The organism is Streptococcus suis (assembly GCF_019794615.1).
Lineage (GTDB): Bacteria > Bacillota > Bacilli > Lactobacillales > Streptococcaceae > Streptococcus > Streptococcus suis_AI.
This window is the reverse complement of sequence record NZ_JAIMDU010000026.1, coordinates 21,740-32,424: the sequence shown is the minus strand read 5'-3', so window position 1 is coordinate 32,424 and position 10,685 is coordinate 21,740. Positions and strand designations below refer to the sequence as shown.

Below are 10,685 nucleotides of genomic sequence, written 5' to 3'. Positions count from 1 at the left end.
CCTTTTTGTGCGCCCTAAATACAAAAACTATTCCCGTCTTGTCATCAACTGCTCAGACGGGAATAGTTTCTTTAGCTGCTTAAATGCTTAACTTAATGACATTGAGCACAAGCCTGGCTTGACCAGTGGGATAAAAAAGTTGCTGCTGCCAAAGAAGAACTCAGTGGAGTTGTAGATACAAGTGCGACATTTACAGTGATGGACTTCTTTGATAAAAACATCTTCCTCTACGGAAACAACTTTGGCCGTGGTGGTGAATTGGTTTACAGAGCGCTTGGTTTCGCTGCTCCTGCTAAAGTCCAAGAAGATGTCATCAATAAGGATGGCTGGTTTGGCATTTCGCAAGAAGCCCTTCCAGACTATGTTGGTGACTACCTTCTTGTAAATGTTAATGAAACAACCAAAGACGCCGCATCATCACTAAAAGAAAGCGACATTTGGAAAAATTTACCTGCTGTCAAAAATGGACATATCATTGAAGTTGATTATAACCTCTTCTACTTCTCAGATCCTATGTCACTCGATTTGCAAATAGACGCCTTTGTCTCTGCATTAAAAGAGATTCAGTAAAAGGAATGAACTATGAATAGAGTAATACGTTCTCATTCTTCAAGGAGAGGAGCTGGACATCTAGTCCAGCCTCTTCTTGTTTTTTTCATCATTAGCCTGCTTTTCGTAATCGGTGCCTATTTGAGTTTGCGATTTGGTGCTATTTCTTACAGTCATCAGCAACTCGTAGAAACACTGCGCCATCCGATGACAGATTCATCCGTGCAGGATGTCATCATTGATTTACGATTGCCTCGAATGGTGGCTGCCATCTTGGTTGGAGCTGCTATGGCTCAAGCAGGAGCAATGATGCAGGGAATAACGCGCAATGCAATCGCAGATCCTGGCTTATTAGGAATCAATGCTGGAGCAGGACTCGCCCTCATCCTTGGCTATGCCATTTTTGGTAGCTTGCATTACAGTCAAATTTTAGTGATCTGTTTGCTCGGTTCTTGCCTAGCAGCTGGTCTGGTCTTTGGTCTCTCTTACCAAGTGCAAAAAGGCTATCATCAACTCCGTTTGATTTTGTCGGGTGCAATGGTAGCCAGCTTATTTTCCGCAATAGGGCAGGCCATTACCATCTATTTCGACCTATCAACAACTGTGATTGGTTGGCAAGCAGGGGGATTGGTACAGGTAAACTGGAAGATGCTGGCCATCATCGCTCCTCTTATCATCATTGGCCTCATCCTTGCCCAACTCTTTTCACATCAGCTGACCATCCTAAGTCTTAACGAGACAGTTGCTAAAAATCTTGGTCAACAAACTGTACTGATGACCTTGGTATTGTTGGGTATCGTCCTTTTGCTCTCAGCTGCTGCAGTGGCACTGGTGGGTTCCCTATCATTTGTTGGGCTCATCATTCCACATTTTATCCGTATGTTTACAGGAAAAAATTACAAACTGCTCTTACCTTTAACAGCTTTTGCTGGGGCTAGTTTCCTGATCTGGGTAGACTTGGTTTGTCGTTCGATCAACCCACCTGCTGAAACACCTATCAGTGCAGTTATCAGTATCATCGGCTTACCTTGTTTCCTATGGCTGATTCGAAAGGAGAAACACCTTTGATAAGACGTCATAACTATCTCAAGATTTTTTCATTCCTCCTCATCCTCTTATCTGCTGGTTTTCTCATCTCCTTATCCATTGGATACGCCAACTCGTCCTTTTCAGATGTGATGGATGTCATCAGTGGACGAGCCAGCTCCTCAACTCTCCTTATCATTGGTCGAATTCGTTTACCGAGAATAATCGCCTCAATGATTGGAGGGGCTTCCCTCGCTTTAGCTGGACTCTTATTACAAACATTAACGCGAAATCCTCTGGCTGATTCTGGCATATTGGGAATTAATGCTGGAGCTGGTCTTGTTGTAGCACTCTTTGTTGGACTTTCATCAACAATTAGCCCAACCTTCGTACATACGTTGCCACTATTTGCCATGATAGGAGGCGGATTAACTATTTTTCTAGTTTACTGGATTGCTCGAAAAAAACTATATGGCATCCATCCAACCCGCTTGATTATCACAGGGGTCGGTATCTCGAGCATGTTATCTGGCATCATGGTCAGCCTAATTAGTCGCTTGGATGATTTCAAAATGGAATACATCGTCCAGTGGCTCAGCGGACGAGTAAATGGTGGGGATTGGAAGACTATCGCAATCTATACGCCACTTCTTCTCATCGTTTGGCTAGCAACATATAGTCGTAGTCGTTCCCTCAATATTATGAATCTCAATGACCAGACAGCCATGGCATTGGGACTCCACTTACAACGCGAAAGACAGATTACCTTGGTACTGGCTACCGCCTTAGCCTCTCTCAGTGTCATATTAGTTGGTAATATCACCTTTGTTGGTCTCATTGCTGGTCACGTTGTTCGCAAGTGGTTAGGAAATGACCATCGTGTCATTATTCCAGCCAGTATGCTGGTGGGAAGTTTTATCCTCCTTTCAGCTGACACAATTGGACGTGCGCTACTTGTCGGAACAGGCATCCCAACCGGTATTATCGTCTCCCTTATCGGCGCTCCCTATTTTCTGTGGTTACTAAAACAAGAAGGCTAGATGACTCTAGCCTTCTTGTTATTTTTCTAAGTAAAGTTCAATATCCTCTTTCAGTTTTAATGGACTAGTCGTTGGTAAATACCGCTTAACCACGCGCCCTTGTCTATCGACCAAAAACTTGGTAAAATTCCACTCGATTCGACCGCCTAGTAAGGTCGATTTTTCTTTCTTGAGATAGCGATATAGTGGACTGGCTTCAGCTCCATTTACGGCAATTTTAGCAAAACGAGGAAAAGTTGTGACGTAAGTCAAACTGCAGGTCTGATTGATTTCTTCATCAGAACCGGGAGCCTGATTTAAAAATTGATTGCAAGGAAAATCGAGCACGACAAAACCTTTGTCTTTATAAGTATCATAGAGTTCTTGCAATTCCTTGTATTGAGGTGCCAACCCACAACCTGGCGCCGTATTGACAACTAAAAGAACCTGACCCTGAAAATCACACATGGACTGGTCTGTTCCATCTTGTTTTTGAACTGTAATATCATAAATGCTCATTCTCATTTCCTTCATTAATCAAAATAAGTTAACAAATGTTCCATTTCATTTGGACTGAGTTGTCTGTATGCACCTCGTTCCAAATCTCCGAGCTCAAACCCACCAAAAGCGATGCGTTTGAGATAGGTGACCTTGAGACCATAGGCCAAAAACATCTTCTTAACCTGATGAAATTTGCCTTCAGCCAGCTTGATGGTCGCTCTGCTATGGTCCAAAGTAGCTTCCAAAATAGTTAAGTCTGCAGGCTGACACCGTGTTCCATCCAAGAATGCAATGCCTGAGGCAAAAAATGCAGGTGCATCCTCTCCCAACCGTCCATTCACCTCTACATAATAGACCTTTTCCACATGATGGCTGGGATGGAGCATCCGGTAGCCGAGCGGACCGTTGTTGGTGATAAGGACTAGACCTTCGGTGTCCCTGTCTAAACGACCGACGGGGTAGAGACCTTCCCTACTGTCTTGTGGGGAAATCAAGTCGATGACAGTTTGGTGGTCTTTATCCCTCACAGCTGAAACGACTCCAGCTGGTTTGTAAAGTAAATAATAGGCAGAGCCTTTTAATGCAACTTTTTTACCTGAGACTTGGATCGTTTGCAACTCTGGGTCAACAATTTGGCTTAGGCTTTGAGCGGGTTGCCCATCAATGACAATCTGTTGGGACTTAAATAATTTCTTTACCTGCTTGCGGGAGCCAATCCGAGCCGCCTCCATACACTTGTCCAATCTCATGAGACTATTTTACCACAAATCGTTTCACTTGACTTTGAAAGAGAATAGCCTATAATACTAATTAGTGATATATGTTTACAAAGGAAATCCAATCTTCCTAGAGGATTTCCTATTTTTTCAGTAAGGGAGAAAATTCATGGGACTTTTACAAGATGGTAAATGGGTGGATCAATGGTATGACACCAAGTCAACAGGCGGTAAGTTTGTTCGTACTGTCACACAATTTCGCAACTGGATTACTCCTGATGGGCAAGCAGGTCCAACAGGAAAAGGTGGTTTCAAAGCGGAATCAGGTCGCTATCACCTTTACATTTCACTAGCTTGTCCTTGGGCAAGTCGGACCTTAATCATGCGAAAATTGAAAGGTCTAGAAGACCACATTACTCTGTCAATCGTCCATCCGCTCATGTTGGAAAATGGTTGGACTTTTGCGGACGGACCTGGTGTCATCAAGGATTCCCTCTTTAACAGCGACTATTTGTATCAGGTATATTTAAAAGCTGATCCAAATTACACTGGTCGTGTCACTGTTCCAGTTCTTTGGGATAAGCAAACCAACACGATTGTCAATAACGAATCCGCTGAAATCATGCGCATGTTTAACACTGCTTTCAACGACATTACAGGTAACTATGAGGACTTCTATCCGGAACACCTGCAAACTGAAATCGATGCTATGAATGATTTTGTCTATCCAAACATCAATAACGGAGTCTACAAGGCAGGTTTTTCAACGAATCAGGCAGTTTATGAAAAAGAAGTAAAAAACCTTTTTGCCGCCTTGGATAAATTGGAAGAGCATCTGGCAGACAAGGACTATCTAGTGGGCAATCAGTTGACAGAGGCTGATATTCGTCTCTTCACGACCTTGGTTCGCTTTGATGCTGTCTATTTTGGTCACTTCAAATGTAATATAAAAGCCTTGGTCGACTATCCAAATCTGTGGCATTACACCAAGCGACTTTACAACCATGCTGGTATTGCAGAAACGGTGAATTTCGACCATATCAAGCAGCATTACTATGGTAGCCATAAAACCATTAACCCAACAGGTATTGTCCCAGTCGGCCCTGACTTGGACTGGACAATTGAAAACTAGGGACATGTTTGTTGCACTAAGGGTGCTTAAAAGATCAGGAAATAAGCATAAGTAAAACGGATCTGGAAAAAACTCGAAATCCTACTAATATTTTTTTAATTATGATAAATAAGGAACCGCATGAAATCAACGTTTTTTGACGAAGGATTTCATGTGGTTTTGCTATTTTTAGACTTTTTGCTTAGCTCCGTTTTTTTTGTGATGGCTCAAGGTAAGAAAAGTTATTGACTGTCAATTTTCTAACCTAGATTTCTATACCACAACTTAATGGTTTATAGTGATAAATATTGCTTATATTTTTCACTGGAAAAAGACAAAGAGAGCACAATTTTTATTTCTAATGAAAGGTATAATCCATTGTGCGTTTTTCAACTATCCTAATTTACTTGCAGCTGCTTGGTCAATAATCAACACTACATCGTTATGTTTTTGGAGAATACTTGCTGGCACTTCTTCCGTAACTTCTCCTTCGACCATAGCTTTAATCGCATCTGCTTTTTCTTCCCCATAAGCCATGAGAACAATGGTCTTGGCTGCCATAATATTGGCAATCCCCATTGAAATCGCTTGTTTTGGAACATCTTCTGAATGAGCAAAGAAACGAGCGTTGGCTTCAATGGTTGATGGTGCCAAATCAACTACACGAGCAATAGCATCAAATGACGCTCCTGGTTCATTAAAACCGATATGACCGTTGCGACCAATTCCTAAAATTTGGAAATCTACCGGATGGTCTGCCAAAATCTGATTGTAACGGGCAATTTCCTCGGTCAAGTCGTTTGCCAAGCCATTTGGTAAAAATGATTGTTTGAATGGTTTGGCATTGAAAAGATTCTCTTTCATAAAGTGAACATAGGACTGGTCACTGTCTTCACCCAATCCCACGTACTCATCCAGATTGACGGAAGTCACATCAGAAAAGTCCAAATCTGATTCGCGAAGGGCCGAATAAAATTCCAGTGGGCTAGAACCCGTTGCCAAACCAAGTACTTTTGCACCATTAGCCAACTTTTCTCTCAACAAATCAACAGCTAGTACCGCACCTTCAACTTGATTGTTTACAACATGAATTTTCATATGGTTCACCTCTTACATCTTTCTTAAGTATATTATATGGTATATACCAATTTTTGTCAATTGATATATACCAATTCTTTCCCTTCAACCTCACGATTTACTAAAATTGTGATATAATAATTACATGACACAAGAATTATTGATCTTATTTTTTACAGGAATTGCTCTCTGTTTAATCGGTTATTTTATTCCAAGACCCAAAAGCATAAAAATTATCCTAACGATTATTGGAATAATACTCATTCTCTTCCCGTTTGCCCTGTTGATGTATTTGATGGCTGTATTATTTTAGATTAAGGAGAGTATATGAATACTGCAGATTTTGATTTTGATTTACCAGAAGAACTGATTGCCCAAGTTCCGCTTGAGAAGCGTGACAGCTCAAAACTTCTCATTCTCGACCGCGAGAAGCACAGCATGGTTGATAGCCATTTTGACCATATAATTGACCAGCTTCACCCAGGTGATGCCCTTGTGATGAACAACACGCGCGTTCTGCCTGCCCGCCTCTACGGCTATAAGCCCGAAACCAACGGTCATGTGGAACTTTTACTTTTGAAAAATACCCAAGGTGATCAGTGGGAGGTTCTTGCCAAACCAGCGAAGCGCTTGAAAGTCGGTACGACTGTTGCCTTTGGAGATGGACGTTTGACAGCTACCATTGTAGAGGAATTGGAACACGGAGGCCGAATCGTTGAATTCACTTACGATGGAATCTTCTTAGAAGTCTTAGAAAGCCTCGGTGAAATGCCACTCCCTCCATATATTCATGAAAAATTAGAAGACCGCGAACGTTACCAAACAGTTTACGCCAAAGAAAATGGTTCTGCTGCAGCACCAACTGCCGGCCTCCATTTTACCCAGGAACTACTTGAAAAAATTGAAGCCAAAGGTGTGAAATTAGTCTATCTGACACTACATGTTGGTCTTGGAACCTTTCGCCCAGTCTCTGTCGAAAACGTTGATGAGCATGAGATGCATTCAGAATTTTACAACCTAACCGCTGAAGCCGCTCAAACCCTCAATCAAGTCAAAGAAAATGGTGGACGGATCGTTGCAGTTGGAACCACTTCTATTCGCACACTGGAAACCATTGGGAACAAATTTGATGGGCGTTTAGAAGCAGATTCTGGATGGACAAATATTTTCATCAAACCAGGCTATACCTTCCGAATTGTCGATGCCTTTTCAACCAATTTCCATCTTCCAAAATCCACCTTGGTCATGCTTGTTTCAGCTTTTGCAGGTAGAGAATTTACCTTAGAAGCTTATAAACATGCTGTTGAAGAACGTTATCGCTTCTTTAGTTTTGGAGATGCCATGTTTATTCAATAAAATTACTTAATTGAGGTTACTTCCATGAATAAGATTGAAAGTCGTCATAAGTTAATTCTGTCATTAGTAAAAGAGAAAAAAATCCGGACTCAACAAGAACTGCAAGAATTACTGGAATTGAACGGTGTATCCGTTACCCAGTCCACACTATCGCGTGACATTAAATTACTTAATTTAGTAAAAGTCAATGAAGATACATCTTCTCACTACATTGTCAATCCGATTATGCCAACACGATGGGAAAAACGACTTCGTCTATATATGGAAGATGCTTTGATTATGCTAAAACCAGTACAGCACCAAGTTGTATTAAAAACACTTCCAGGACTTGCTAGTTCTTTTGGCTCAATACTTGATGCCATGGAAATTCCAGAGATTGTCGCTACACTTTGTGGCGATGATGTCTGTCTCATTATTTGCCACGATACTGAAGCAGCCTTAGCTTGTTTTGAATATCTTACTCAATTTACTCCACCTTTCTTTTTATCAAAGGAATAAGAAAAATATCCTAGGTTACATGTGATTGCCTAGGATATTTTATTTTTATCGAAATTGATTATATGCTTCTTTCTTTAAATTACTGATGGAGAGCATGGCTGCAAAGCTAATAAGATACAGGCTTGAAAGAAAAATCATGACAACAGCTGTGCTGGATGCATCTAAAATCATCCCGATGATGACAGAAGAAAATCCGCCAATGGCACGTCCAACATTTAAGATCACATTATTGGCTGTTGAGCGAATATGATGCGGATAGAGCCTTGTAATCATTGCTCCGTAACCAGCAAACATTCCATTTACAAAGAAACCAACAATCATACCGCCCAGAATCATCGTGATTTGAGAATTTGCAAACTGGAATAAGAAGACACAAACTGCTGACGACAGTAAAAAGGCGCTGTAAACAGGACGAGGACCAAATTTGTCAAGAATTTGTCCAAATACTAACATTCCTATGCACATCCCTAAAATGGTGGTCACCATCCACAGTGATGAATCTTTCACGCTAATCTTTAAACTAGTTTGAATAATAGTCGGTAACCAGTTCATCATCCCAAAATAACCAGCAATCTGCACAGTTGTCATCACCATTAGAGCCAGCGTTTGTCTAGCTAGAGCAGGCGTCTTGAAGAGTTGACCAACATGGGCAACTTCAGTATCTATTGGATCCTCTCCCTCAGTATGGTCCTTAATGTTTTCATCATCAATTGCAAATTGCATCCAAAGCACCAACAAAAGTGGTGCTAATCCAAAGAGAAATAAACCTTTCCAACCCAATGTTGGGGCTAACCAACCTGCTAGTAGGGCCGATGTGATGGAACCAACTTGACCAGCAATCCCATTTAGCGAAGAGATTCGTCCCATTTTTTCCTTGGGTACAATACCTGCCATGATGGCTATCGCGACCCCATATTCACCACCAACACCTATACCAGCAATAAAGCGCATAATATAAAGATAAGGCAAGCTAGTTGTGAAATATATGAGTCCAGTTGCAATAGCAAAGATTACAATGGTCCACTTAAAGACTTTAAACTTATTATAACGGTCAGCTAGGACACCAAAGACGAGTCCACCTAGAAGCATTCCTAAATTCGTAATGGTGGCTATCCATCCTGCTTGAGCACTCGAAATAGAAAGCTCTTTGATAATACTGGCCATGGAAAACGAGAGGAACATGACATTTAAATCATCCGTTCCGGAGGCAACAATGGCAGAAGCAAGGGCACGTCGATTATTTTTATCGAGTGAAAGATGTAACATAAGAATCTCCTTTTAATGGCAGCTCTCAGACTGTCTTTATTAAATTGAGAAAAACTTCAAACAAATAAGGATTGGAAAAAGTATCCAATCCCGCCTGTTATCGATAGTAGTTAATAGATCATCTCTAACAAATTTCTAGGAAGAGATGTTTCTGTGTAAACTGCTAACTTTCTTGTCTCACGGGACACGTTTAAAGTTATCAACAATTTCTACTAGTGTAGCTCACTTCTAGCTATTTGTCAAGAAGAGTATGGTAAAGTCACGCCGTACGCATGAAAACTTTCTTCTCTCCTTTTGCACCCGTAAATAACCGCTTTAAACTTGGTATCTACCTTTTTACAACCACCTTATCCTCGATGTCCAAATAATTGTGGCAAATAATCCTCCAAATGGACAGAAATATAGCGTTGTTTGCGACGGTAGCTCAACTTCTCCTTTGGGAATGTCATCATTTGTAGGAGATGAAGACAAACTTTGCGAATAGCATTCAAATTGAAGGCGGCTCGTTTATCTAAGGTTTGGTTCTTATCTTCTCGGTAAACCACATCTAACAACCAATGTAGGCTCTCAACCGACCAATGACCACGAACAACCTGAGAAAAAGTTTGCACATCACTCTTGAAACTGAGGATAAAGTATCGAACTTCTTCCGTAATGATGCCGTCTTTATCAATGGTATTCTTAGTCATCCCAATCCCACGAAGGTTCTGCCATTTTGGGTGTCGTTGGCTCAGCCATTTCACATCGTGAGAAACCCAGTAGTCCCTCACCTCAATCTGACTGCGTGCCTTTTCGATGGTCTGATAATGACAGCCTTTCTCTGTCAACTTAGATTATAATTTGGCATCACTAAAATAAAGGTCAATATCCTCATGGAGAGTACCTTGATTTCCTTTGACTGCCAAGCAGTAGTCACCCTTACCTCCTATAATCACATCTACGATATCAGTCTGAGTTCCCATGGCATCAATCGTGACAACACTCTTACGGAGGTCTAGCTGACGCAAGAGGCGAGGAATGGCTGTAATTTCATTGCATTTATCCTCAACAGCTACCTGTCCAAGGCTAATCCGATTACCACCATCATAAGCAGTGACAATATGAGTAGGAGATTGGTATTTCCCTCGGTTTCCCCGAATCGTTTTTCCGTCAACGGCGATCAGTTTGGAAAAATTAGCCGTTTCTGAAGAGGCTTCGAAAGACAGTTTCAGTTCTTTCAAGAAATCTGGATTAACCATACTCACTACACGTTCCAAGGTATCATGAGAAGGACAACCATTACTCAAGTCAACGTATTCTCCCAAGACAGATTCGTTCATTTCGATGAAATCTTCCATCTCTTTCCATGTTTCAATCCCTGCCAATTGACAAACGAAAACTAGAAAGAGAATGGTAGATAAGGGATAGCGGATTTTCCAAGCTTGACGGCTATCGTACTCTTCTTTGTGCTCTTCTATGGATAAAAGAAAATCAATCATTGTAGTTCACCTCTATTCTACTGTACTACAATGATTGATATCTAGTTATGATTTTCGCTTTCTGAAAACGATTTTTTCTTCATGCGTT

General features: G+C 41.2%; 10 protein-coding genes and 2 pseudogenes. 7 read left to right on the top strand and 5 right to left on the bottom strand.

Features of this window, described 5'->3' with window-relative positions:
• Positions 1-105 precede the first annotated feature (105 nt).
• From K6V43_RS08105 to K6V43_RS08095, 3 genes and pseudogenes are all read left to right on the top strand, one after another.
• Positions 106-570: pseudogene (locus K6V43_RS08105) on the top strand (ABC transporter substrate-binding protein); the annotation flags it as partial.
• Between the two features lie 12 nt (positions 571-582).
• Positions 583-1,617 (top strand): iron chelate uptake ABC transporter family permease subunit, encoded by a 1,035-nt coding sequence (locus K6V43_RS08100; RefSeq protein WP_105127535.1) that lies wholly within the window; start codon positions 583-585, stop codon positions 1,615-1,617.
• Complete coding sequence (locus tag K6V43_RS08095) at positions 1,614-2,615, top strand: iron ABC transporter permease (RefSeq protein WP_222382566.1); 1,002 nt, start codon at positions 1,614-1,616, stop codon at positions 2,613-2,615. Before K6V43_RS08100 ends, K6V43_RS08095 begins: the two co-directional genes overlap by 4 nt.
• Before the next feature lie 18 nt (positions 2,616-2,633).
• Here K6V43_RS08095 and K6V43_RS08090 read toward each other — a convergent pair whose 3' ends face one another.
• Positions 2,634-3,113: a glutathione peroxidase gene (locus tag K6V43_RS08090; protein ID WP_222382564.1), complete on the bottom strand. Its 480-nt coding sequence runs from the start codon at positions 3,111-3,113 to the stop codon at positions 2,634-2,636.
• A 14-nt stretch (positions 3,114-3,127) separates the two neighbouring features.
• Entirely contained in the window at positions 3,128-3,844 is a 717-nt protein-coding gene (locus tag K6V43_RS08085) for a pseudouridine synthase (RefSeq protein ID WP_222382562.1), read from the bottom strand.
• A 136-nt stretch (positions 3,845-3,980) separates the two neighbouring features.
• Between K6V43_RS08085 and K6V43_RS08080 the strand changes: the two genes are divergently transcribed.
• Positions 3,981-4,943 carry a glutathione S-transferase family protein gene (locus K6V43_RS08080; RefSeq protein WP_172025226.1) on the top strand — a complete coding sequence of 321 codons (963 nt, stop codon included), beginning with the start codon at positions 3,981-3,983 and terminating at the stop codon, positions 4,941-4,943.
• Between the two features lie 372 nt (positions 4,944-5,315).
• Here K6V43_RS08080 and K6V43_RS08075 read toward each other — a convergent pair whose 3' ends face one another.
• Complete coding sequence (locus tag K6V43_RS08075; protein WP_160863794.1) at positions 5,316-6,020, bottom strand: glucosamine-6-phosphate deaminase; 705 nt, start codon at positions 6,018-6,020, stop codon at positions 5,316-5,318.
• 124 nt (positions 6,021-6,144) lie between these two features.
• Here K6V43_RS08075 and K6V43_RS08070 point away from each other — a divergent pair, with 124 nt between their 5' ends.
• From K6V43_RS08070 to K6V43_RS08060, 3 genes are read left to right on the top strand one after another with little or no spacing between them, the layout of a single operon-like run.
• Positions 6,145-6,312 carry a hypothetical protein gene (locus tag K6V43_RS08070; RefSeq protein ID WP_222382560.1) on the top strand — a complete coding sequence of 56 codons (168 nt, stop codon included), beginning with the start codon at positions 6,145-6,147 and terminating at the stop codon, positions 6,310-6,312.
• A 14-nt stretch (positions 6,313-6,326) separates the two neighbouring features.
• A complete protein-coding gene (queA, locus tag K6V43_RS08065; protein ID WP_171989752.1) occupies positions 6,327-7,355 on the top strand; it encodes a tRNA preQ1(34) S-adenosylmethionine ribosyltransferase-isomerase QueA in 1,029 nt (342 codons plus the stop codon).
• 24 nt (positions 7,356-7,379) lie between these two features.
• Entirely contained in the window at positions 7,380-7,853 is a 474-nt protein-coding gene (locus tag K6V43_RS08060; RefSeq protein WP_172129953.1) for an arginine repressor, read from the top strand.
• Positions 7,854-7,898: 45 nt separating this feature from the next.
• Here K6V43_RS08060 and K6V43_RS08055 read toward each other — a convergent pair whose 3' ends face one another.
• Together K6V43_RS08055 and K6V43_RS08050 are read right to left on the bottom strand one after the other, a co-directional pair.
• Positions 7,899-9,119 carry an MFS transporter gene (locus tag K6V43_RS08055; protein ID WP_222382558.1) on the bottom strand — a complete coding sequence of 407 codons (1,221 nt, stop codon included), beginning with the start codon at positions 9,117-9,119 and terminating at the stop codon, positions 7,899-7,901.
• A 347-nt stretch (positions 9,120-9,466) separates the two neighbouring features.
• Positions 9,467-10,597, bottom strand: a pseudogene (locus tag K6V43_RS08050) (ISAs1 family transposase).
• Between the last annotated feature and the right edge of the window lie 88 nt (positions 10,598-10,685).